Annotated in this window: 17 protein-coding genes; 9 read left to right on the forward strand and 8 right to left on the reverse strand. The window is 40.2% G+C overall.

The window, feature by feature from the left end; genetic code table 11:
* Positions 1 to 86: 86 nt before the first annotated feature.
* Positions 87 to 1,088: an AraC family transcriptional regulator gene (locus tag ACFI34_RS02190; RefSeq protein ID WP_462672235.1), complete on the reverse strand. Its 1,002-nt coding sequence runs from the start codon at positions 1,086 to 1,088 to the stop codon at positions 87 to 89.
* Positions 1,089 to 1,182: 94 nt separating this feature from the next.
* On the opposite strand from ACFI34_RS02190, the gene ACFI34_RS02195 reads away from it, so the two are divergent.
* Both ACFI34_RS02195 and ACFI34_RS02200 read left to right on the forward strand, forming a co-directional pair.
* Positions 1,183 to 1,635, forward strand: a complete 453-nt coding sequence (locus ACFI34_RS02195; RefSeq protein WP_462672236.1) for an SRPBCC family protein — start codon at positions 1,183 to 1,185, stop codon at positions 1,633 to 1,635.
* Positions 1,625 to 2,470, forward strand: coding sequence for a sterol desaturase family protein (locus tag ACFI34_RS02200; RefSeq protein WP_462672237.1), 846 nt, complete (start codon positions 1,625 to 1,627; stop codon positions 2,468 to 2,470). The genes ACFI34_RS02195 and ACFI34_RS02200 overlap by 11 nt, the downstream gene beginning before the upstream one ends.
* A gap of 42 nt (positions 2,471 to 2,512) precedes the next feature.
* Here ACFI34_RS02200 and ACFI34_RS02205 read toward each other — a convergent pair whose 3' ends face one another.
* From ACFI34_RS02205 to ACFI34_RS02215, 3 genes are all read right to left on the reverse strand, one after another.
* Entirely contained in the window at positions 2,513 to 4,702 is a 2,190-nt protein-coding gene (locus tag ACFI34_RS02205) for a fasciclin domain-containing protein (protein WP_462672238.1), read from the reverse strand.
* 131 nt (positions 4,703 to 4,833) lie between these two features.
* The gene (locus tag ACFI34_RS02210; RefSeq protein WP_462672239.1) at positions 4,834 to 5,211 is read right to left on the reverse strand and encodes a hypothetical protein; all 378 of its coding nucleotides are present in this window, start codon (positions 5,209 to 5,211) and stop codon (positions 4,834 to 4,836) included.
* Complete coding sequence (locus ACFI34_RS02215; RefSeq protein ID WP_462672240.1) at positions 5,208 to 5,576, reverse strand: hypothetical protein; 369 nt, start codon at positions 5,574 to 5,576, stop codon at positions 5,208 to 5,210. The genes ACFI34_RS02210 and ACFI34_RS02215 overlap by 4 nt, the downstream gene beginning before the upstream one ends.
* 195 nt (positions 5,577 to 5,771) lie before the next feature.
* On the opposite strand from ACFI34_RS02215, the gene ACFI34_RS02220 reads away from it, so the two are divergent.
* Positions 5,772 to 6,194 carry a VOC family protein gene (locus ACFI34_RS02220; RefSeq protein ID WP_462672241.1) on the forward strand — a complete coding sequence of 141 codons (423 nt, stop codon included), beginning with the start codon at positions 5,772 to 5,774 and terminating at the stop codon, positions 6,192 to 6,194.
* A 44-nt stretch (positions 6,195 to 6,238) separates the two neighbouring features.
* Here the strand turns inward: ACFI34_RS02220 and ACFI34_RS02225 are convergent, their stop codons facing one another.
* Positions 6,239 to 7,123, reverse strand: coding sequence for an AraC family transcriptional regulator (locus ACFI34_RS02225; RefSeq protein WP_462672242.1), 885 nt, complete (start codon positions 7,121 to 7,123; stop codon positions 6,239 to 6,241).
* 184 nt (positions 7,124 to 7,307) lie between these two features.
* Between ACFI34_RS02225 and ACFI34_RS02230 the strand changes: the two genes are divergently transcribed.
* The gene (locus ACFI34_RS02230) at positions 7,308 to 8,453 is read left to right on the forward strand and encodes an iron-containing alcohol dehydrogenase (protein WP_462672243.1); all 1,146 of its coding nucleotides are present in this window, start codon (positions 7,308 to 7,310) and stop codon (positions 8,451 to 8,453) included.
* A gap of 70 nt (positions 8,454 to 8,523) precedes the next feature.
* Here the strand turns inward: ACFI34_RS02230 and ACFI34_RS02235 are convergent, their stop codons facing one another.
* Entirely contained in the window at positions 8,524 to 11,625 is a 3,102-nt protein-coding gene (locus ACFI34_RS02235; RefSeq protein WP_462672244.1) for a beta-galactosidase, read from the reverse strand.
* Between the two features lie 112 nt (positions 11,626 to 11,737).
* Here ACFI34_RS02235 and ACFI34_RS02240 point away from each other — a divergent pair, with 112 nt between their 5' ends.
* On the forward strand, positions 11,738 to 12,565 hold the full coding sequence (locus ACFI34_RS02240; protein WP_462672245.1) for a helix-turn-helix transcriptional regulator: 828 nt from the start codon (positions 11,738 to 11,740) through the stop codon (positions 12,563 to 12,565).
* 5 nt (positions 12,566 to 12,570) lie between these two features.
* Here ACFI34_RS02240 and ACFI34_RS02245 read toward each other — a convergent pair whose 3' ends face one another.
* Positions 12,571 to 13,806 carry a TMEM143 family protein gene (locus ACFI34_RS02245; RefSeq protein WP_462672246.1) on the reverse strand — a complete coding sequence of 412 codons (1,236 nt, stop codon included), beginning with the start codon at positions 13,804 to 13,806 and terminating at the stop codon, positions 12,571 to 12,573.
* A 190-nt stretch (positions 13,807 to 13,996) separates the two neighbouring features.
* Here ACFI34_RS02245 and ACFI34_RS02250 point away from each other — a divergent pair, with 190 nt between their 5' ends.
* The 4 genes from ACFI34_RS02250 to ACFI34_RS02265 all read left to right on the forward strand — a co-directional run bounded on the left by ACFI34_RS02250 (position 13,997) and on the right by ACFI34_RS02265 (position 19,853).
* Entirely contained in the window at positions 13,997 to 14,581 is a 585-nt protein-coding gene (locus ACFI34_RS02250; RefSeq protein WP_039036449.1) for a YqaA family protein, read from the forward strand.
* Positions 14,582 to 14,651: 70 nt separating this feature from the next.
* Positions 14,652 to 15,560: a GGDEF domain-containing protein gene (locus tag ACFI34_RS02255; protein ID WP_039036450.1), complete on the forward strand. Its 909-nt coding sequence runs from the start codon at positions 14,652 to 14,654 to the stop codon at positions 15,558 to 15,560.
* A 147-nt stretch (positions 15,561 to 15,707) separates the two neighbouring features.
* The gene (locus tag ACFI34_RS02260; protein WP_462672247.1) at positions 15,708 to 17,069 is read left to right on the forward strand and encodes a hypothetical protein; all 1,362 of its coding nucleotides are present in this window, start codon (positions 15,708 to 15,710) and stop codon (positions 17,067 to 17,069) included.
* 117 nt (positions 17,070 to 17,186) lie between these two features.
* The gene (locus ACFI34_RS02265) at positions 17,187 to 19,853 is read left to right on the forward strand and encodes a DUF2339 domain-containing protein (protein WP_462672248.1); all 2,667 of its coding nucleotides are present in this window, start codon (positions 17,187 to 17,189) and stop codon (positions 19,851 to 19,853) included.
* A gap of 75 nt (positions 19,854 to 19,928) precedes the next feature.
* Here ACFI34_RS02265 and ACFI34_RS02270 read toward each other — a convergent pair whose 3' ends face one another.
* Positions 19,929 to 23,369: a PAS domain-containing hybrid sensor histidine kinase/response regulator gene (locus ACFI34_RS02270; RefSeq protein ID WP_462672249.1), complete on the reverse strand. Its 3,441-nt coding sequence runs from the start codon at positions 23,367 to 23,369 to the stop codon at positions 19,929 to 19,931.
* Between the last annotated feature and the right edge of the window lie 97 nt (positions 23,370 to 23,466).

The raw sequence follows: 23,466 nt of genomic DNA on the forward strand, positions 1-23,466 counted from the left end.
TCTTTTTTAGCCAACATTGGTTGAGTTTAAATAATATTGCCTGAAATATAAACTTAAATGTTTAATAAAAGTAAATCAAAGTAAAATTACCCCTTCTTCGTTTTAAAGTATTCTAGTGGGCTGCACGAATACCAGCGTTTAAAAGCACGATTAAAAGAGCTTTGATCTTTAAATCCGAGCAGCAATGCTAGCTGTGCTAAATTAGGTTTATTAGGCAGTTCGTTAATACGTCGCTTTCGCTCGTTTTCAAGCATGAGGGCAAACGTTGTACCGTGCAATTTTAAGTGCCGTTGCAAGGTGCGAGGTGTCATACTTAGGGCATTTGCAGTGCGTATTAACGTACAGTTTTGTAAATCGAGCTTTGCCATTAAAATTTGGCTGACATTTTCAGTTATATTTTGCTGGTTAGTAAAAAGGCTTAATTGATGATCAGATACTTGCTTAAGTGCTAAATGTATAGCAGCGTTATCAGTTTTAAAGTTAAGGCTTAAATAGCTGCTCGGAAAACAAATTTCGTTGTGTTTTGCATTAGTTAAAATTGGGCAATTAAACCATGTTGCTAGCGTATTTATTTGCGCTTGAGTAAAGTGGTGTTGAAAGCTAACTTGTGTCGGTGATAATTCGTTATTGAGTAATTGGCGTACAACACTCACCCAAGCTGTCATATTTCTTAATACTACTTGTTCATTACATTGAGCATGAGGAAACCAGCGGATAGTTGCCTGGCTTTTTTGTTGCTCAAATTGTGCTTGACCTATATTGGCCACCAAGCAGTCGTAATTTAAAAGCGCTTGTATAGCGTTGCTTAATCCGTTGCTTGACTCGACTAAATATCCCAAAACGCCATAGTCAGCCGTACGAATATGCTGACCTAGTCTAAAGCCAAATAAAGGATCTTTAAGTGTATTTTGAGCATAATTAAGCAATGCGTTATAGCTTTTTAGGCTTATGCGTGGTGATAGTTGTTGTTTTGTGCGATTACTAAATTCAGTAAAATTAATTGCCTTTAGAGCATCTTCATTATTTAAACCTTGGCTTTGTAGATAATCAAGAATACTAGAAAAGTAATGATCGGCAATGGTTTGCATTTGTCGCCTAAAGCTAAAAAATGATCGCGTATGAGCAAGTTTGCCACGTTAAATTTTATTATGCTAGAGGCCTTATTTTAAGTATTGGTCACTTATGGTTTCTATAAATTTAAAATGTACTTTATTTGCTCCGCCTGAGAAGGTGGCGGCTGTATTGCTGGAACATGCCTATCTAGGGCGTTTTTTTAATGCTCAATTTTCACAATTAAAACCCCACAATAAAGGTGAAATGAAAGGTGGGGCAGGTGCCATAAGGCAAGTTAAAACGCCGCTTGTTGCTTTTAATGAACAAATTATACATGCCAGCAGTAATCATATTTGCTATCGCATAATGGGTGATAAGCCGGTGGAGAATCATCAAGGAGACATATATTTAACTCCCATTGAGTATGAAGGTAATACAGCTACAGCGCTTAGGTATTGTATCGCCTTTAGGCCACCATGGTGGATGCCGGATAGCTTAATAAAGTTACTTGTTAAACATGATATATCGCAAGCACTTAAAAAATTACAGCATTATTTTAAGAGGGCACAACATGACCATTGAAGTAATTTTACTTGCACTTAGTCCCATTTTTTTAGTATTTGTTAGTGTTGAATTTATTAAATACAGGCGTTTTTACGATATAAAAGATAGCATGGCGAATACGGCCTTGGCGTTATTGCACCAAGGTGCTGATGCGGTTTCTTTAATATTACTGATGCCATTATTTAATTGGTTATATGAATACCGCGTGTTCGATATAGAGCTCTCGGTATTTACCGTTTTGTTTGCCTTTATATTTCAAGACTTTTTGTATTATTGGTTTCATAGGGCGTCGCATAATATTCATTGGTTATGGGCTGCACATGTTGTGCATCATAGCTCTACAAAAATGAATTTTACAACGGCATTTAGGCAAAGCTTAATGTATCCCTTAGCAGGTATGTGGGTATTTTGGTTACCCATGATTTTAATCGGCTTTGATCCTATAACGGTACTTACTGTTGTTGCGTTAAACTTGGCATATCAGTTTTTTGTGCATACACAAATAGTTAAAAAACTTGGGTGGTTTGAAAGTGTATTCAATACGCCGTCGCATCATCGTGTCCATCACGCTATAAACCGAGAATACTTGGACAAAAATTTTGCAGGCGTACTTATAATCTGGGATAAGTTGTTTGGTACATATGTTGAAGAAGACTCTAATAAGCCATGTAAGTATGGCATTGTGGGGCAATTAAATAGCAATAATCCAGTCACTATTACATTTCATCAATGGTGGCACTTAATTAAACAAACTTATAAAGCAAAGGGGTTTAGAGCCAAGCTGAGTATTTTATTTGGCTACCCAACTAGTTCTCAGAAAAACAATGATAATGACGTGAGTTATAAAAGTTAAGAGTGGTTATCCACTCTTAACTTTGTTGTCTAAGGAAAGAAACTATTGTGCGGTAGTAATGACTGTATCAATCAAGTGAACCACGCCATTGCTAGTGTATATGTCGGTCGTTGTTACGTTACTACCAGCAACTTGCAATGAAGTTGCGGGTAAGCTTACCTGCCACCAAACATTGCGTACACCTTGACCGTTTTCATCGCCAGGAGCAGTATCGCCTGAGTAGGTGTATAACGGACGACCTAGGTATGCAACCTGCATAGTGCTATCTGCACGAGCAATAAGTGATAAACCCGGTATGTTTTCAATAGAATCCGCTGTGCCCAGCACTGGTGGCCACGTTGTTGCGCATGTATCTTCACATACGCTCATTGACTCGCCTAAGTCATTGTCAAAAACGTAGACCGTTTTACCTGCATTACTATCAGCCATGCCAGTAACTAAACGCGCATTGTCTGTATCGTATGCAACACTGTCTGTTTCAGTGTTTGTGGTGTTAGTAAAGTCTACAATGTTTACACTTATCATGTTTTCAGCAAGCGTAGTGACCATTTTACCATTAGCTGCAAATGCATCCGTACTGCCTACTTGAGCACCTAGAACGTGCTGCGTTAATACGCCGGTTAATGCATCTTTATCAGCGAGTAGCGCGTTTAAGGTATCCGTTGGGATTTTACTAAATGCAGCGTTTGTTGGAGCAAATACGGTGAACGATTTAGTCGTATCATTAAACGTATCAACTAAGTCAGCAGCTTGTAAGGCTGTCACTAATGTTGAAAGTGCGTCTGTTTCTGTTGCAACAGTAGCAATTGTTTTGGTAGGTGTGCCTACTTCGGCTGGTGGCATAATGACCTTATTGAGTACATGAATTACACCATTATCGGCTGTTACATTTGCCGCAGTGACCGCAGAGTCGTTAATAAACAGTGCGCTGTCTACATATGATAGGGCGGCCATATCGCCATTTGCCATTTCTACTTTATTATTTTCGCTATTTGCAATAGTGACTGCTGCGTCAGATAAAACGCTTGCATCAGCAACTACATGGTAAAGTAAAATATCGCGAAGTGTATCAGTGTCTGCAAGTAGTGCATCAATAGTGTCTTGCCCAAGCGCTGCAAAAGCGTCATCGGTAGGAGCAAATACTGTAAATGTATTGGTAGGATCAGCAACTAAAGTGTCTAACCCTGTAGCACCTAGTGCGGCAATCAGTGTTGTAAAGTTACCATTATCGCTGGCAACATCAGCAATTGTACCAAAGCTTTCAGGCAGTGTTACATCAGCCACAATAACTGAATCGATTACATGAATTACCCCATTAGTTGTAGCAATGTCTTTAACCACAATATTGGCACCACCAAACATTAACATGTCTGTTTCGGCATTAATTGTAATTGGAAGAGAGTTGCCTAGCAGCGTTTCTGCAGATTGACCATTTAATGACATAGCAGTTACCGAATCAACCGCGCCAGTCAGAACATGTTGCTTTAAAATGTCGCCAAGTACATCTGGGTTTGCTAAAAGCGTATTGATCATTTTGCTACCAACGGCTTCAAAGGCCGCGTCGGTGGGGGCAAAAACAGTGAACTGTGCTGATTCGTCGCTTAATGCTGCTGTTAAACCCGCAGCGTCTAATGCAGCAAGTAACGTGGTGAATCCACCCGCTTGTTGTGCTGTTTCGACGATATTGGTAGTTGGCGCTGCCTCAGCAGTGGCGATAGGCATAAGTACTGCATCAATTACATGAATGATGCCGTTGTCAGTTGCAATGTCAGTCATGGTTACTGTGCTTGTGTTTATTAACAAGCTCTCGCCATTTAACGATAAAGCGACTTTGCCGCCGTTTACAGTGTCAACCGTTGTACCAGCAAGACCAATTGCTGCTTCAGCGTTAACGCTACCTGAAACTACGTGATAAGTAAGTATTGAACTTAGTGTATCTGTATCGGCAAGCAGGGCGTTTATTGCGTCTTCGCCAAGTAGCGCAAAGGCATCATCGGTAGGAGCGAAAACAGTAAATTCTTGGCTAGTGTCGGCAAGAGTATCGTCTAAACCTGTTGCCTCTAATGCTGCAACTAAGGTGGTAAAGTTACCCGCGTCTCTTGCTACGTCAACAATGGTTGAAGATGATTCTGGTTCAACTTGTACAGGGGGGTTATCGTCATCATCGTTATTACACCCTTGTGCTAATAACAAGGGAAGTGTAATGAGGCATACCTTCAGTAATTTATTCATGACCTGATCCTTCTGTGTGAGGTGTAATTAACAATCTCGTAACGTTACGGGCGTTTTTTTACAATGGATCAGATTTATTTGAGTGTTTTATGAACGTTTATAGCTATGAAGTTTGTTAGGGATTAAACGATTTATCGCTTTTTACTACGTGGCGCCCCAAATAAAATAAATATATGACAAGCACATACAGATAAAAAAGCACTAATACCCAGTGCTCCACCATAATTATTAATTTTAGGAACTAAATACTCAAATAGGATCGCAAAAATCATTGCTGCACTGGTTATTGTATACACACCAAAACGCTTTGGTGCACTCATACCAATAAACGTACCACCAAAAAAAATGGCACTGTATAGATCGGGTTGTAAATTAAAACTATAAAAAATGCAGTAAGCAATTAGAGATAAACTCGAAGAGGCACTAATAGCGCTAAAAGGCTTATGTTTAGCAAGTAAAAATGTTAATAAAGCGCCGAAAAAAGCAATGGCAGGGTATTCTATTGTCATAAAAAAGAACCTTTAGCTAGAGCAAATACAGCAACGCTTACAAACGCAATACTTCCTAATTTTCCCCCAAAGCCGGGAAATAAATTTAAAGTAAGTACATACAAACATGCGCCTATAAGTGAAATAAACCCCAGTTCCCAGTAGCTGCTAATTAAACTCGACGAGCACATGCCTGCAAAACTCCCTGCATAGATAGCAGCGCTTGGGTGGTTTTTAAATAACTGAGAAAAAGGAATAAATGAGCCCGCAAGCCCTACTGAGGATGCAGCAATAACTGCAGGTATATTAAATACAGAGTGCAATACAAAGCACAGTAAGCAGCCAATAAAAAAAGCGATGAATTTTACGAAGAAGAATTTAAGCATAGGGCGCTTAGTTTAAAGTAACTCGGGAATGTTTAAAAGCAGTGCTTACTATTGCGAGTGAATAGTTAAAAAGATCAAGTAAAGCTACCAGAAGGTTTAAATATGCTCAAAAAAAGTGTTTTGTGTAATGTAAATTACAATTTATGTATAATATAGAAAACTTATTGAAGATTAAGAAATAACCAAAGATAATTTATGTCTAATTGTTTGCATTTGGCAATTCCGGCCGGCGACTTAGAAGTAGCTAAAACATTTTATTGTGACGTACTCGGTTGTAAAACCGGTAATAGTGAAGAGGGGCGTTGGGTCGACATCGACTTTTGGGGTAACGAACTTACATTACACCAAAGCGTTGAGCGCTTACCGACTGTTCGCCATGATGTAGATATGGGGGCGGTTGCGGTTCCTCATTTTGGCATTCACTTATCCGAAGATGAATTTAACAATTTGAAAAAACGTATAGAAGATGCTGGTTTAGAATACCTTGATAAGCCTTATCGCCGATTTGTAGGAGATGAGTTTGAGCAAGAAACATTTTTTATCGAAGATACTAATGGCAATGTACTCGAAATGAAAACCATGGTTAATCCTGAGGTTTTATTCAAAAAGTCTAACTAGTTTTTATGTATTCAAAGCCACTTTTATAGTGGCTTTGTTGAGGTTTAGCTCTGTAATTGAGGTACGACCTCGCTTGGCGTTTTATTAAAGTGGCGTTTAAACTCGCGGCTAAACTGCGAAGGGCTGGTGTAACCTACCTTTAATGCGGCCTCATTTGCTTTACTACCGTTGTTTGTAATGAGTTCTTTTGCTTTTGCTAAACGTACCTTTTTTAAGTATTGCAATGGCGATTCAAAGGTCACTTGTTTAAAGGCACGATGGAACGACGACACACTCATATTTACCTCTTCAGCCAAGCCTTCAACCGTAATTTGATCTGCATAGCTTTTATGCATAGTAGAAAGCGTTCGTGCTATTCGGGCGTAGTGCCCATCGTGCATAGCAAGGCCAATTAAGGTATGACCCTGAGGGCCACAAAGTACACGGTATACCAGCTCTTTTATTATGTCTTGCCCAAAAATTTCGGCCTCTAAAGGGTTATTAAGTGCGCTTAATAAACGATGAGTTACTTGCTCCATAGCTCCATCTATTTTTGCTGATTGCACACCGCTCATTTGCCCAGAAGTAAACGGCGTATACTCGCCTATTTGGTTTACTAACTTATGCAATGTTACTGGGTTTATATCAATCACTACGCCCATTACAGGTAAGCCATTATCAGTAAAGGCTTCGCACTCAAGGGGGACGGGGACACCTAAAACAAGGTAGTCACCAGCGCCATATTTTATTTGATGATCAGGAAAATGAATAATTTTATGCCCTTGACCAACTAAAATAATACCAGAGTTATAAATGAGTGGCTGACGAGGTGAGCTTTTACTCGCACGATGAAAATAAACACCGGGAATAATCGTTTTCGTAACGCCTTCAAAGTTGAGCAAATCATTTTTTTCGGCGTATTGCTGCAACATGCTGGCTATAGTAGGCATTAAAAAACCTTGTGTCGTACAAATTTTGCGTAAAATAACAATGTTGGCAGTATTAGGCAAGCTTTAGGCATTTATTAGGCTTTTTTAATGTTTATTTTGCCACTAATATGCACTCATTGAAATTTAGTTTAGTGAGTAACTAAGTACTCTACTTAGTATTTAACCGTCACCTAGGAGCAAAATAATGAAATTTAGCTACGTAAATCCAACACTTATTCAGTTCGGCCAACAGCAAATTGCATCACTAACTGATTTGATCGCAAAAGATCAAAAAGTATTAGTCGTTTACGGCGGTGGTTCTATCAAAAAGAATGGCGTGTACGACCAAGTTGTTGCCGCACTTGAAGGTTTTGATTGGGTCGAGTTTTCGGGCGTTGGTGCAAATCCAACTGTTGAGGTACTAGATCAAGCCGTAAATATTTGTAAAGAACAAGATATCGACTTTGTATTAGGTGTAGGCGGCGGCTCTGTAATTGATGGCGTTAAATATGTTGCAGCGGCTGCATTATACGACGGTGAAGGCTGGGATATATTAACGGGTAAATACAAAATCACAAAAGCTTTACCTCTGGGGGCTGTACTTACCTTACCTGCAACGGGCTCTGAATCAAATCAGAACTCAGTTGTTAGTAAAGAAGCGACACAGCAAAAACTACCATTTGCATCACCTGAAGTACTGCCTAAATTTGCGATTATGGACCCAGATGTAATGAAAACATTACCGCAGCGCCAACTTGTAAACGGGTTAGTTGATGCGTGGGTGCATACCTGTGAACAATACTTAACTTTCCCACAAAATGCGTTAGTGCAAGAAGGTTATGCAGAGGCACTTTTAAGAACGCTAAAAACGCTGGGCGATAACTTTGAAAACCAAGACGATGCATGGCGTGCAAACTTAATGTGGGCTGCAAACCAAGCACTTAATGGTTTAATTGGTTCAGGCGTTTCACAAGATTGGGCAACACACATGATTGGGCACGAGCTTACAGCCGCTTACGGTGTTGACCATGCACGTTCACTTGCTATTGTTCAGCCTTCTTTGCTACGTAACCAGTTTGACGTTAAGAAAGCGAAGCTAGAGCAAATGGGTAAAAACGTATTTGGCTTAGCGCAATCTGATGATTTAGCAGAGCAAACAATTCAAGCAATTGAGGCGTTTTACCACAGTTTAGATGTAGCTACACAGCTAACTGAGCATGGCGATGATAAAGCTGCAGCAATTGACAATATTATTGCTAAGCTTGAAGCACACGGTATGCTAGCACTAGGTGAAAACCAGGCAATTACACTCAAACAAAGCCGTGAAATTTTAGAGCAAGCAGTTGCTTAAGCACTTATAAGTATATAAAACTAAAAGCCGCTAACTTTTATGTTAGCGGCTTTTTTTGTACTAAAAATCTTTAGTCTTTAGCAGAAAAGGTAAGTGAATAACTGTACTGTTTTTGCTCTAGTAAATATTCTTTATGTGTACTTGGGCTCCACGAGTCATCGCCACCAACCCCCATATGTTGATGGTCAATATGTACATGTAAGCAATCATCGGCTACTAGCTCATTGGTGTGCTTTGCTTGCGTTAACGTGCTTTGTGAGTACTCACTGGCGGCAAATAAAAACGCACCAGTAACGGTTAAGTTATTAATGTTAAGTAATTGGCAATCACTACGCACGCCGTTATCGGTTGGAAATATATACGGTGTATATAGCTCATTATGTTGCGCGCTGTAATACCCTAAACGCGCAGCCGCTTTGCGATCTGGGTAGTTTTCAAATGGGCCTAAACCAAGCCAATTTACTTGTGTATTGCTTTGTTTATTAAGCGTTGTACTTAACCCTATGCGTGGCATGGGCGGGAGAGTATCGTTTAGTTGTACATCAACATTTAAGCTAATTTCACCTGTATTATTAAGTGTATAAAGCCATGTTGTTTTTACTTGTACTGCACCATTATATTCATAACTAAACACACAGGTAATACGTATATCTTTGTTTGATTGCACGACTTCAAACAAGCGACATGTACGCTGCCACTGCCCAATACCCGCTCTTAACCAGCGTGCTTCCCATGCATTAGGGTCTAGGTTGTCTACTTCGCTTACGCCTATGTCGTTATCAAGCGGGGCGCGGTAAAAATTATCAACCAATGGGCTTTTAATAACTTGGGTTTGATTGTGTAGCCATTGCTCAATAAGGCCTGATTGGCTATTAAACACAAGCTTAAAGGTATCGCCTTCAATGCTGAGCTGTGTGTCGGTTTCGCTAATATTTAGTGCGCCCTGTGTTGAGGCGTTTGCTAAAGCAGGTGAAAATGCATCAGCGCTTAAACTTTGGCAATTTATAAGCTTAAATTGCTCGGTATTTAATACATGCTCGGCACTTGCAAAGCTTGAGTCGTTAATCAGTGCAACATCTAAATTAAGGTGATATTGCGCACCGGCTTTAAACACCGTTTTTGTATTAATAGTTAGCGTTTGCGTGCTTTGCGGAGCAATATTAATAACTTGCTCGCCTTGCTCTACACATTGGCCATTTTCTATTAACTGCCAAACCAGTTTTTCGTTATCGGTTGGTCTAAATACATAATCACTAAATACATCAACGGTGTATTGGTTTTGAGTTTGCTCACGCAGTGTAAATTGTAAATGCTGCTGGCTGTATTTAGCTTCAAACAGGCTTGGGTGCGGCGTACGGTCTGGGAATAATAAGCCGTTAATACAAAATTGGCGGTCGTTTAGCTCATCACCAAAGTCGCCACCGTAAGCCCAATAATGCTTACCGTTTTCATCTGTTTTAGATAAACCTTGATCGACCCAATCCCAAATAAAGCCACCTTGCAAACGCGGGTATTCTCTAAATGCTTGCCAGTAATCGTCAAAGCTACCTAGGCTGTTACCCATTGCATGGGCGTATTCACATAAAATGAGTGGACGCGTTTCGCCCGGTAGGCTTAGCCACTTTTTAATAGAGTATTTAGGTACAGCATCGTCTTCCAAGTCGTTATCTACACGGGCGTACATTGGGCAAATAATGTCGGTAGCGGTAGTATTTGAGCCGCCACCTTCGTATTGCACTGGGCGCGATGGATCAAAGCTTTTTGACCACCCGTACATAGCATCGTGGTTGGCACCGTGCCCGCATTCGTTACCCAATGACCAAATAATAATAGAGGGATGGTTTTTATCGCGCTCAACCATTTGTGTATAACGCGACATAAATGCGCCAGCCCACTGTGGATCGCTTGCAAGCCTACCCATTGGGAACATGCCGTGAGTTTCTATATTGGCTTCGTCTACTACGTATAAACCTAACTCGTCACACAGCTCGTAAAAACGCGGGTGGTTAGGGTAGTGAGCGGTACGTACTGCATTAAAGTTATTTTGCTTCATCAGCTTAATATCTTCAATCATGTCAGTGGTACTTACCGTATGGCCGTTTTCTGGGTGATGCTCGTGGCGATTAACACCGCGAATAAGCAGCGGTTTGCCGTTTAAGCAAAGCTGCCCGTTAAGCATTTCTACTTTTCTAAAGCCAATGTTATAGGCTTCTGCATCTACTGTGTTGCCTTGCTCATCTAGTAAGCTTACAACGCAGCGGTATAAGTTTGGCGTTTCTGCGGTCCATTTTTTAGGGCTTTGTATATCAATTGTCTGAAATACCACATCGCTCCAGCCCCCTTTTTCATCAACGCGCTTATTGTTAGTGCTTTGTATGTGTGGCTCACACAGTGCTTGCTCGTTATCAAAAACTTGCACTGCTATTTGATAGTTATTTGGCGCATTAATCGCCGTTTTTACATGTAGTGTTGCATCGCGATAGCAGGCGTCTAAATCTGGGGTTATAAATACATCGCGTATTTGGTGTTGCGGTTTAGTAAGTAAATTAACATCGCGGAATATACCGCTTAACCACCACATGTCTTGATCTTCTAGGTAACTACCATCGCTCCAGCGGATAACCATAACCGCAATGCGGTTGGTGCCAGCCACTAACAGCTCGCTTAAATCAAATTCGCTTGGTAAGCGGCTATCTTGCGAGTAGCCCACCCATTGTCCGTTACACCAAAGGTGAAACGCCGAGTTTACGCCTTCAAAAATAATATGGTTACGTTGCGCTAATTGATCCGCCGTAATCGTAAATTCAGTGCGGTAACAGCCTGTAGGGTTATCGCTTGGTACAAAAGGCGGGTTAACTGCAAACGGGTATTTAACATTACAGTAAATAGGTTTATCAAAGCCGTGTAGTTGCCAGTTAGAAGGCACTGGAATACTTTGCCAGTCGGTGCGTAGTGTTTCGCTTAGCAGTGACTCATCAACCGCTTCGGGTTTATCAAATAATTTAAAATCCCACTGGCCGTTTAAACTTTGTTTTTGTGATTGTGTGTTTTTACGGGCATGGTCAACGCTTTTAAAACCATTAAGTGGGCTGTGTGCTTTTACTTGATTAACTTGCACCGAAATAGGGTTTTCCCAATCGCGACGGTTAATTATGTGCTGTAGTGAGTTCATAAGTGTCCTATTGCATGTGTGGCAATTAAAGTGGCTTAAATATAGCTAAAATAATGTGTTGCGGTTATGCTTAAAGCTCTCTTTTATTTATCCAAAACTATCATTTTAAATTATGCGCAACACCATTAAAGATGTACTTGATATTGGCCCTACTTGTATAGAGCGGTTTATCGATGTAGCGGCTTTAGCACAAGCCTCAGATTTGGAACTTACGCTAGCAGGGTGCTCTAACTTATCTGGGCGATATTGTGTTGCGCGCTCATCGCCTTTGGAGCACACACTGTTTTATACGTTATCAGGTCAAGGAAAGCTGGTTACAGAACATAACCAATATACATTGACAGCGAATACGCTCATTGTGTTACCCGCCAAGCAAGGCTTTGAAGTTAAAATTGATGCTGCGCATTGGGATGTTATTTGGCTAAACCTTGCAAATACTAATCGTTGGAAACACTTAAACTTAGTTGAGGCGCTGGTACTTTATGATCAAAAATTACAGCCGCTGCACTTTGCAATGGAGTTTTTATACAGCGAAAGCAACGCTACTTTACGTGAAGGCGTTATGCCTATTTTAAGCTATTACTTAAATACTACGCTTCAAAGCGAGCCGCAAATAGACGGACAAAACAGGTTAACCAGCTTGTTTTTAGAAGTAGAAGAGCGCCTGCAGTTTGATTGGACAATAGACGCCATGTGCGAACAAGTACATTACTCAGCACCGCATTTACATAGGCTATGCCAAGCGCAATTTGGTAAAAGTCCTATGCAGCAGCTGATTTATTTACGAATTAAACGGGCCAAAAACTTGTTACTAAATACTCGCTGGCCTGTTGCCCATATTGCCGCTTATGTGGGATACCCTAATATATTTAATTTTTCAAAACGGTTTAAAAAATCTGTGGGAGTATCACCTACTGATTTTAGAAAAAAGTCGTTTTAAATATTTTAATTATATTGAAACAGGTTATCCCATCGCTCATCCAAAATGGTTTTGGCATGATCTAAATTTATTGCGCTATACACATCGTTAGTGCAGGTTACTAAACGCATTCGAGTGAGCTTTTCAAGCGCATCGCTAATTTCAAAGTCGAGTTCGCATCTATACTTTGATTTAAACCACGCCTCTATTTGCTCATCAAGCATTTGTGCGCTTAGGCCACTTTCTGATTTTAGTAAAAATGTATAGGCTAGCAGGGCTTCTTTTATGTCCTCTTCTTCGGCGGCGTCAATAAGGGTATGGAAAACACCGGCGTTATTATCAAGGTTTTTAAAGTAAAGATTATCGCTTAGCGCTTTCATAAATTTAATTTTACGGTTTTTAAATTTACTCCATTCTTTAAAAATAAAGCTACCAAATACTCCCATGCCAATAGCAAAGGTAATAAAATGTTGCTGGGTCATTTCTACGGCTTTATCTGAAAAGCCGCCCCAAAAAGCAATCAAAGCAAACAATAATAAAATTGATGCGCCTAGCTTTGTAATTAATACTACAGCACCACCCACTAAAGCAGACGAGCCAATAATCACTTTATCTATAGGGCGCATGCGTACTTCGCTATTAGGAAATAGCATTTCAAGATCGGCTTTGGGTACATTTTGAAATAGCTTAACTATGGTCGAGCTTGGCTCAAACCCTAAAGGCGTTTTATTTTTAGCCTCAAAGTAGGCTTTATCTTTAAAACGAATAAACACCGCAACGCGGTCGTAATTGGTAAAGTGCAGCGGCTTTTTACGTAGGCCCCAAAAGCTGGTTATTGTTTCAGTAAGTTGTGATTCGCCACGGCGATAAAAAACAACTTCTTCAAAGTCGTCAAACTCTACCTCAAGACGTACTTTAAATAATGACTCCTCATTTAAAGCATCTTGTAAATCTTCGTTGGTAATGACTTCAAAATTAGCGGCATTTAAAACCTTAGCAAAGTCTTTGGCAAATTCGCGTTGGCACTGCGCTTTTTGATCACTTGATACCGGCGCTAAAGAGCGTGTATCGCTATTAGGATCAAAGGGCGCATAGTTATTTTTTAGCGACTCAAGCGTTTCGTGATAATCATAATGAATAAGGCTAGCAAGTAGGTCACAAAACTGTTTAAACGAGGTTTTTTGTGTATTACTGTCAAGTTCATTGCTACACATTTCAATAATATCTTGCTTACGAAAGGGTATAAAACGCGCATTTTGCATAAATTTTTAACTGCTTTGGTAGGTATTTAAGTGCATTGGCACATAATAAAATATTCTTATAAATATTGCTATTTTGTTAATGCTATTACTAAGTGATTGTTTATTGCTTTTTAAAGCGTGTTTCAGGTTGTATTAACTTAGCTGTGTCAATATAAGTACGGAAATACAGAGCAATGGGCAGGAGCGACTTATGGCTTTACAAAAAAAGCTAAAGCAAAAAACACGTAATTTTATAGAATCAAAGCATATGCTCAGCGGCATTACGATTGCGTCGTTTTTAGAGTCGACTATTGTTCCCATTCCACTTGAGGCTGTAATGGTGCCACTTATGCAGGCACAGCGAGAAAAGCTGTGGCTGATTGCACTAATGGCAACGCTGGGTTGTGTTGTGGGGGCATTATTTGGCTATGCCCTTGGTTATTATTTATTTGATGCTGTTGGCGATTGGGTGATCAGCGCTTTTTCAAGCCCAGAACAGTTCGAAAATGTTAAACAAAAAATGCATGACCAAGGTTTTTGGTTTGTTATTACTTTAGGGATAGTACCCATCCCATTTCAAATAGCGATGCTCGCTGCGGGCGCTACCAAGTACTCTCTTGGGTTATTTTTATTAGCCAGCGCAATTGCTCGTTCAATTCGTTACTTCGGGCTTGCTATTGTTGTGTATTACGCAGGAAATCAAGCTGAACGTATAATTAGTAAACATAAAGTTAAAGCCATGATTAGTTTAACTATTTTAGTTTTACTGGGGTGGGGTATTAGTACCTTACTTTAAGGCTAAATTTGTAAGGTGTGTTATAATTCTTGAAGATGATTTATTAGCTCACGTGTAATCTATTTATATGATGAATGTTGAAACTGTCAGCCTTAAGTTGACCCGCTTTACTCGTATAACGCGGTTGAACAAATTACTTATGTTTGCGCTGCTAGTGTTTATAGTGGTATTCACTATTTACAACTTCACCTATTTCCCACTGGTAGGCGCTAAAAAAAGCATGTCTGGTTTTGCTAGTGAGTTCATAAATCTTATTGTCATAATGACGGTTTTTTGGGTTGTGCAGTGTTCTAAATTAGCTAAAAAAGCATACCAGTATGTCACCATTGGATTAATGCTTTGGATAGTTGGAATGACCGCCGATGTGCTTGACGAGCTTGTTGTTCAACCACAATGGGTCACGTTGTACATAAAAGACTTATGTATTTCTGTAGGGGTTGTTATTACTGCTTATGGCTTATTTAAAACTATGTTATTTATGCAAAAAATGCACAATAGACTAGCCCAAGAATTTATAGTTGACGATCTTACCCAAGTTTACAATCGCCGATGTTTTTACGAATACGTTGAAAACGAAACAGACGAATCGTATGCAGTAATCATTATCGATATTGATCATTTTAAATCTATTAACGATACCTTCGGCCACGGTAAGGGCGACAAGGTGCTTAAAGCTTTTGCTAGTAAAATAGACGCTCTGTTTGAAGATGGCAATATTTTTGCGCGTATTGGTGGTGAGGAGTTTGCAGGCTACCTACCAAATTGCACTTTAGAACAAATGCAGGCGTTTGCTGAGTCGGTGTTAGCGAGTGCTCGCACTATTGAGGTTACCGACGAGCTTTATACTAGTGCCAGTATAGGGGTAGCTAAACGTTTTAAAAACGAATCATTTGACAGCGTAATGAAACGCGCAGACCAAGCTTTATACAAAGCTAAAAATAGTGGTCGCAACCGATTCGTAATCGCAACAAAGCCTTAAGTAGCAGGTCCTTATTGTTTGCACATTTGCTACACTTTTTTACGTTTTCGTAAGTAAATGTCAGCGTAGGTAATACTTTGTAAAGCATGAAATTAAATTAAAATGTAAAGGTCGTAGAGGGGATATTAATAATAAGGAATCCCCTTGATGACCAACCCTCTTTTAAAAGTTGCTTTACCTCTTACTTTACTTGGTGTCTTATCTGGCTGTGGCTCTGATGATAGCGCAAGCTCTACAGGTTATATTCAAATGTATAATGGCTCATACAACAGCCCTTATACGCGCTTGTTTGTTGAAGAAACAGAGCGCTCAGGCGCCGACTTTGCAGAAGTCACCACCCGCCATAATTACAGTACTGGCACATTTGATGTTAGCTTTGAATATTTAGACGCTAACGATAGCTACATTACTATTAGCGACCAAGAAATTTCAATTAAAGGTGATAAAACGCAATTAGTTGTTATGAGTGGCGATTTTGCAGAACCCACTTTTACTGAATTAAGTGTGCCTATTAGTAGTGACACCGGCGAGTTTAACCTTGGCTTTTTTAACATCACGGGTGAGGACACCAGCTACGATATTTATCTGGCAACAGACGATGGCGTATTTGAAAGCGCGACATTGTTTGCATCTGCGCAGTACTTAAGTGAATTAGACTTACAAAGTCTAGAAGAAGGATATTACACTATTTTTATTACCCCCGCGGGCAGTAGTGATGTAGTTTACGAGTCGTCATCGGTTTATTTGTATGATGAGGCAAGCTACGTAGCGATTATTCGCCCAAGTTATGCCACAGAGCTAAGCGGCATTACGCTTGATGTAGTAACCGACAATAACTATGTCACTGAACTTAAACACCAATCGGCATTAGGGCAATTACGTTTTATTAATACCCTTGATGACTATTCACCAGTTAGCTTCAGTGTAACGCGTGGTACTACAGAAACCCCAACAAATACGGTATCAAGCGATGCGTATACAGATTACATAGAGCTTTCGCCAAACAGTTACAGCGTGGCGATGTTTGATGAGCAAGGTAACAAACTAGCCGATAACTTTTTAATGACACTTGAACGTGAACAAAGCGCGGTTGGCATTTTTTATAACGATATCGACAATGGCCTACGAATGATGAGTGTAGAAGAACATTTAACCCCAAGCAGTTATAGCCATACCGTATCGGTTGTTAACCTTATTGAGAGTTACGCAGGACAGTCGGTGACCGACATTGATGTGTACTTTACTCTTGATGGAGAAACGGTCGACGACACTAGTAATGTAGTTGATGGCATAGACCGCTACGATCAAGAAGAGCAAGTAGTCGATAACGAAATTTATACAGTGTACGCTGTTTTTGAGGATAACGGCCAGCAAATTGTACTCATTCAACAAAGCGATATGGACTTTACCCAAGAGGGAAATTACATACTAATTTTAGAGCATGATGAAACCACGGCATCAGGTTATAAAATGTCTTTAGAGCGCACAATTACAGACAGTGTTGAATAATAAAATGAGAGTTAAAAGCCTAAATACAGAGTGTATTTAGGCTTTTTATTGAACAAAATTTAACGGCTTAGTAATAATTAGGTACACTCATGACATAATAAATAATAAGAGTGTGCCATGGATGATTTTATTGGGTTAATAGTGATAGTCATGCTGATTATTGCAACCGGTGCTTTGTGTGGATTAATTGCATTAATACAAGTAAACGGCCTAAAGCAAGAAATCGCGATTTTAAGGGCTAAAGTAGTCAAACTGCAGGCAAGCCCAAGTGCGGATCATTCTGATACAAAAACTTTTTCATCCTCAAAACACGTTGCGCCTTTAAATGCACAATCTACTGCTTATAAAGTAGAGCCCACCTCAGTACCAAAAAGTAATTCAGCGCAAAATGAGCCAGTAAATACGGTTGTAACGCCTAACGTTAAATCAACAAAAGCGAATCCCGCTACCCCTTCATTTATGGCCTCCGTGTTTGAAAAACTACGCACCGGGTTTGAACAAAATTGGCTGACCTGGATTGGCGCAGTAGCGCTTGCTTTTGGCGGCATATTTTTAGCTAAATACAGCTTAGAAGCAGGGCTTTTATCACCCGTAATGAGGCTCAGCTTAGGTGGTTTATTTGGGGTAGGTTTGATCATAGCTGCAACCTATTTACATTATAAACGTATTATTTTTGAAGGCTTTAATAACTACATACCTGCAGCACTTGCCAGTGGCGGGTTTATAACCTGTTTTGCATTAACGCTTTTAGCTTATAGTAGCTATCAAATGCTTAGCCCTACAACCGCTTTTATAGTGCTAGCTATTATTGCCATAAGTGCGAGCATAATGGCAATAACACTTGGGCCATTGCTAGCGGTGTTAGGAATTATTGGTGCTTACAGCGTGCCTATTTGGGTTAATACCGGCAGTAGCAACGTATTTGCATTATTTATGTATGTTGGCTTTGTTAGTTTATCGGCATCCTTGGTTGCACACAAAGTGCAGCGAGCTTGGCTTTGGTATTTAATGTGGGCAGGGCATATTGGTTGGTATTTAGTTGGTTTTATAATAATGCAGCTAAAAAGTAATACACCTTGGTTACTTGCAACCTTTGCATTACTGAGTATTGTTGGCCTGATTGCTTTGCCGCGTTTGGGTTTTAAATTAAAAAGTATTGAACATCGTCCGCACTCTTTAAAGCGCCTTATAAAAGTATTCCCCGATCACCTTTTACTCCTTGCCTTTATAGTTCCGCTAATTTTTACCATGTGTATAAGCTATTACAATTTAGAATGGCAAACTATCGGTGTATTAAGTATTGGATTGTTATTATTTTTAGCACTTAAAAATAGTCGCTGGGATTTATGGCAAGGGCTATCTCTTGTTATTGCTACGCTAATGGTTATAAGCGCAGAGCAAACAAGTTCTTTATCCGCTTTTTTTGATGATGGATTATTTATATTTAAAAGCGAATACGGCTTAGGGTTATTGCTTGGTTTTGGCTTTATGGCGTACGGACTTTATTTTGGTAAAAAACAGGTAAAACGATTAGCCTTTCATATTAGTGCGGCATTTAGCGTTTTTGTAATGATAAGTACCTTGTATGTACTCATTCCAAATAGCGCATTAAGTACTGCTTACCCTTTTTGGGCTTTTGTATTATTTGTTGTAGCGGCTATTTTAATTAAGTGTGCGCAGCATAATACAACGCTATTTCAGCGCTTTACTTATTGGGTAGGGGCAAATGCTAATATTACTTTAGCTATCACCATGCTATTAAGCGACAGCGGTTTAACCATTGCATTAGCTATTCAAGTACTGTTAATTAGTGTGCTCATAAAGCGTTATAATGTGCCTATGCCGCATTGGCCAATTAAGGCGTTAGTGGCTGCGTTATTACTGCGTTTAACGCTTGCGCCTTGGACACCAAGTTACGACGCTCTTACATTATTTGGCTTGCACTGGAGTATTATTGTATATCCGCTGTGTACCGCATTATTTTTTGCCACAGCTAAATGCTATAAAACATCGCAATTAAAAGTGTGGTTAGAAGGGGCCGCGCTTCATTGCTTTGCGCTGTTCATTACAACCGAAACCAGTTACCAGTTAGTGGGGCACTCCCCACAATTTGACGCGCTTAGTTTTTATGAGCAAGTTTTGCTTACCTGTAATTGGCTTGCGCTGGGCTGCGTTTATTTGCATCGTGCACGTATTGCAGGGAGCTTAGCAAAACTGTATCAAATTGCAGGGTGTGTATTAGCAGGAGGCGCTGGCTTTATGTCACTTAAGACACTACTCGACGATAACCCGTTATTAACCCCTATTTATATTGGTGAGCTCCCAGTACTTAACTGGCTGTTTTTACTTTGGTTAGTACCAGCCGGCTTAACGACTTGGTTATACTCACTTATTAAACCTATAAACGCTAAAATAGCGCCGTCTGTACTTGGTGTTGCAGGTTTACTTGGCTTAATTGCCATTAACAGTTTTATTCGTCAATACTGGCAAGGGGCTTATATTTATCTATCTAAAGGGGCCAGTAACGAAGAGTTGTATAGCTACTCTGTTATTTGGCTAATACTGGGCGCTGGTACGGTTATATTCGGACACCTTAAAAACCAGTTACTTATTCAAAAAATAGGCTTAGGATTACTTGCGGCTGTTATTGTAAAAGTGTTTTTAATTGATATGGCTAATTTAACGGGGCTGTTAAAAGCCCTGTCGTTTATTGGTTTAGGACTTTCGTTAGTTGGGCTAAGTTGGTTATTTCAAAAGCTTAGAAACCGCTCAAAAACAATATAAAATATATAGATACTTTATTAAGCAAAGCCCAGTAAACGTTCTGGGCTTTTTATTTACCAGTAACTAAGTAATAAATTAAGTGCTGTGATTAAGCAGGGCTTTTAATTTACCCGGCTTAATAGGCTTACTTAAGTAGTGAATATTAGCTGCTTTTGTTTCTTGTTTTAGCTCGGTGTCGCGTACTGCGGTAATTAAAATAGCCGGAATGTCGCTTTGCCATATTTCTCTGAGTGTTTTAATTAAAGTGATGCCATCGCACTCATTGCCTAACTGGTAATCCATTAATATAACATCTGGTGCGCTATGCGCTTTAGCATGCGACATGACGTTTTCGACATTATCAAACAGGGTATAATTTGCTTGCCACTTTTTAAGTAAGCTTGCCATAGCTGCGAGGTTTTCTGGATCGTCATCTACGGCAATAATGTTTATTGCCGTGCGGTTTTCTATTAGGTTACTTGCTGCGCTTTTTTGCTGAACAAACTGGGCGTCACCATAGGGTACGTCAATACTAAAGCGGCTGCCTTTACCTAGTTCTGAGTGCACATCAAGCTCTAAACTTAATAAATCTGCCATACGCTTCACCACGCCAAGGCCCAGCCCTACGCCTTTGTTGTCGCCAGACTCGACGCGATAAAAATCGTTAAATATTTTGGCTTGTTCAACGTCGCTAATACCAGGACCTGTGTCCCATACTTCAATGCGAAGGCTATGTTTTCGGTTTCTACATGCCACTAACACGCGTCCTTTATCAGTATATTTAACAGCATTAGACACTAAATTTTGAATAATTCGGCGCAGGTAGGTGATATCGCTATGCACAACTTGGCCTCCAGAACGCACTGTGAGCTTTAGCCCCTTATCACTTGATAAAATAGCGTACTCACTTTTTAGCGGCGCTAAAATATCTTCAATGTAAAAGTGGCGCGGTGTGGGGGTCATTGCGCCTTGCTCTAGTTTAGCTATTTCAAGTAGGGCTGACATTAAGTGAACTGTTGAATCTAGGCTGTCACCAAGCTTGTTAAAGTTATTAGCATTAGTGGCATCAAGCTGTTTTTCGTCAATGGCAGCAAGGTATAAACGTGCAGCGTTAAGCGGTTGTAAAATATCGTGGCTAGCGAGTGCTAAAAAGCGCGTTTTACTGTCGTTTGCTTGTTCGGCCTCTCGTTTTGCTAAAGTAAGTGCTTTCTCCGTTTGTACTCGGCTGTCTATTTGCGCTTGTAAGTCTTTATTTATGGTTTGTACTTCTTGGGTTCGCGCCTCAATACGGTTTTCTAGATCCATGTTCACTTCTTCAAGCGCATTTTGGGTGCTTATGTGAGTTGTGATATCAGAAAAGCTCGTTACAAAGCCGCCATCAGGCAGTGGATTACCAATCATCTCAAACACTTGGCCATTACGACGGTGGCGTATAAAGTGATGAGAGCTACCATTTTTTAAATGCTGCACACGTTTTTCTATTTGGCGTTCTATTTCTCCTGGCCCACATTCACCGCGTTTAGCGTTGTATCTAATAATATCCTCTATGGGTTGGCCAACTTCTAAAAAACCTTCAGGGTAGTTAAACATGGCACTGTAGCGCTTGTTCCATGCCACTAGCTTTAAGTTTTTATCAACAACCGAAATACCATGGCTTAAGTTTTCTAAAGAGGTAAATAATAGGTTTTGGTTAAATTGTAGGGCTTGCGTGGTTTCATCAAAAAAGTTAACCACTTCTTCAAATGCCATGCGTTTGCCCGATGACACCGTATGAATAAGGGCTTGTGCAGATGACGCACCTAAAACACCAGTTAATGCGCGTTCGCAATAAGCTATAAATTCGGGCTCTGGGTGAGCGTTATTGTCGTTTAAATGGTGCGCAAGTGCGTAATGAGCCAGTACTTGTTGGCTGCGTTGTATGCCTAAAAAGGTTTGCAGCAATATTTTAAAGTCGTAAACCGTGGCTTTAACATCTTTATTTAAACGGCGAGACAAAATAGCCTGATCTTTTGGATTTACAAACGCAGCGGCCTGAATTTTATCAATAAGGCGCTCTTCGGCTCCTAAAGAAAAACTAATATAACAACCTATATTTGCAAAGAGTGCGATGAGTGTTCCACGAGTGATGAGTGTTTGTTGTAACTCGCTATTTAAGGTATTACCTGCATCTAAAATGGGTAACATTAAAAACAGCACCCAGCAGGTTATACCAGCTAAAAGACCAGCATAAACGCCATAGGCATGACCTTTTCGCCAATATAAGCCACCAACAATAGAGGGCAATAACTGAGTCACTAACGAAAAGGCAACTAAGCCCATACTAGCCAGTGCGCTGCTATGGCCAAACCACTGTTGATAAAAATAAGCCAATATTAAAATACCTGCAATGGTAAAGCGCCTTACTAATAAAATTTGTGCCTTATAGCTGGTGGTAATTAGGTTACGTTTAAACTTACGACGCAGTATTAATGGCAGCACTACATCGTTTGAGATCATGGTACTTAGAGTCAGTGTTGCAACCACAATCATGGCCGTTGCAGCCGATAAGCCACCAATAAATACTAAGGTCGTTAAAAAGGCATTGTCGTTAATTAATGGTAGTGCCAGTACAAAGCTATCTGGCGAATAGCCAATACCAATGCTTGGGTGAATAGCGGCAGTGGCTATAGGTAAAATCATTGCTGCGGTTAGTAATAAATATAATGGGAACGCCCAGCGAGCGGTGTTTAAATGGCGCTTATTTTGGTTGTCGACCACGGTTACATGAAACTGGCGGGGTAAACAAATAATAGCCGCCGCTGCCATGAGCGATTGGCCAATAAAGTTAAAACTAAAAAAGTTAAAGTTGCTCCAGTGCGACCAAGCAGATTCAGTCAACTGGGACGATGTAGCCTCGGGTAGATTAAACAACGTATAAATAGCGAGGCCTGCCACAGCCATTAATGCAAAAAGTTTGATTAAAGATTCGAATGCAACAGCTAGCATTAACCCAGAGCGATATTCGGTGACATCGACTTTGCGGGTGCCAAAAAATATTGCAAATAATGCCATGATGAGTGTGGCAGAAAGTGCCAGCATATCACCTGATATTTTATTGCTGTTTTGCAATAGCAAAAAGCTAGTGCTTAGCGCTTTTAGTTGTAACGCAATGTAAGGAATAGTCGCTAGCAGCGCAATAAGAGTAACCATAATAGCGGTGGTTTGGCGTTTGCCATACCGCGCTGAAATGAAGTCAGCAATGGTGGTAATGTTTTGTTTTTTACTCACCAAAACTAGTTTACGCAAAAATCCTTGCCCGAAAAAAAACAATAAGGCCGGTCCTAGTAAAATAGGTAAGTAGCTCCAACTGCTGGTGGCCGCAGTACCTACAGAGCCGTAATAGGTCCAAGAGGTACAGTAAATACCAATTGCAAACGAATACACAAAAGGGTGATGACTAATACGCTTCGCTAAAGGCGTGGTTTTATCACCCCAGTTAGCGAGCCAAAACAGTACCCCTATATACCCTAACGCAACAATTATCAGAACGGCTGTCATGTTGTTATTAACCTTATTATTTTTAAATGCCCCTCAACCCAAGAGGCAACTACACAATACCAGAACTGAGCTTAAGTGTGAGGGCTGATTTGATATT

Source organism: Pseudoalteromonas sp. PSi26 (genome assembly GCF_054960575.1).

Excerpts from the sequence above, each read along its gene's own strand:
- ACFI34_RS02225 (WP_462672242.1), bottom strand. The coding sequence starts at position 7,123 with ATGCCTACTATAGCCAGCATGTTGCAGCAATACGCCGAAAAAAATGAT.
- ACFI34_RS02230 (WP_462672243.1), top strand. The coding sequence starts at position 7,308 with ATGAAATTTAGCTACGTAAATCCAACACTTATTCAGTTCGGCCAACAG.
- ACFI34_RS02270 (WP_462672249.1), bottom strand. The coding sequence starts at position 23,369 with ATGACAGCCGTTCTGATAATTGTTGCGTTAGGGTATATAGGGGTACTG.
- ACFI34_RS02210 (WP_462672239.1), bottom strand. The coding sequence starts at position 5,211 with ATGACAATAGAATACCCTGCCATTGCTTTTTTCGGCGCTTTATTAACA.
- ACFI34_RS02215 (WP_462672240.1), bottom strand. The coding sequence starts at position 5,576 with ATGCTTAAATTCTTCTTCGTAAAATTCATCGCTTTTTTTATTGGCTGC.
- ACFI34_RS02235 (WP_462672244.1), bottom strand. The coding sequence starts at position 11,625 with ATGAACTCACTACAGCACATAATTAACCGTCGCGATTGGGAAAACCCT.
- ACFI34_RS02250 (WP_039036449.1), top strand. The coding sequence starts at position 13,997 with ATGGCTTTACAAAAAAAGCTAAAGCAAAAAACACGTAATTTTATAGAA.
- ACFI34_RS02260 (WP_462672247.1), top strand. The coding sequence starts at position 15,708 with ATGACCAACCCTCTTTTAAAAGTTGCTTTACCTCTTACTTTACTTGGT.
- ACFI34_RS02220 (WP_462672241.1), top strand. The coding sequence starts at position 5,772 with ATGTCTAATTGTTTGCATTTGGCAATTCCGGCCGGCGACTTAGAAGTA.
- ACFI34_RS02245 (WP_462672246.1), bottom strand. The coding sequence starts at position 13,806 with ATGCAAAATGCGCGTTTTATACCCTTTCGTAAGCAAGATATTATTGAA.
- ACFI34_RS02200 (WP_462672237.1), top strand. The coding sequence starts at position 1,625 with ATGACCATTGAAGTAATTTTACTTGCACTTAGTCCCATTTTTTTAGTA.
- ACFI34_RS02265 (WP_462672248.1), top strand. The coding sequence starts at position 17,187 with ATGGATGATTTTATTGGGTTAATAGTGATAGTCATGCTGATTATTGCA.
- ACFI34_RS02205 (WP_462672238.1), bottom strand. The coding sequence starts at position 4,702 with ATGAATAAATTACTGAAGGTATGCCTCATTACACTTCCCTTGTTATTA.
- ACFI34_RS02195 (WP_462672236.1), top strand. The coding sequence starts at position 1,183 with ATGGTTTCTATAAATTTAAAATGTACTTTATTTGCTCCGCCTGAGAAG.
- ACFI34_RS02240 (WP_462672245.1), top strand. The coding sequence starts at position 11,738 with ATGCGCAACACCATTAAAGATGTACTTGATATTGGCCCTACTTGTATA.
- ACFI34_RS02190 (WP_462672235.1), bottom strand. The coding sequence starts at position 1,088 with ATGCAAACCATTGCCGATCATTACTTTTCTAGTATTCTTGATTATCTA.
- ACFI34_RS02255 (WP_039036450.1), top strand. The coding sequence starts at position 14,652 with ATGAATGTTGAAACTGTCAGCCTTAAGTTGACCCGCTTTACTCGTATA.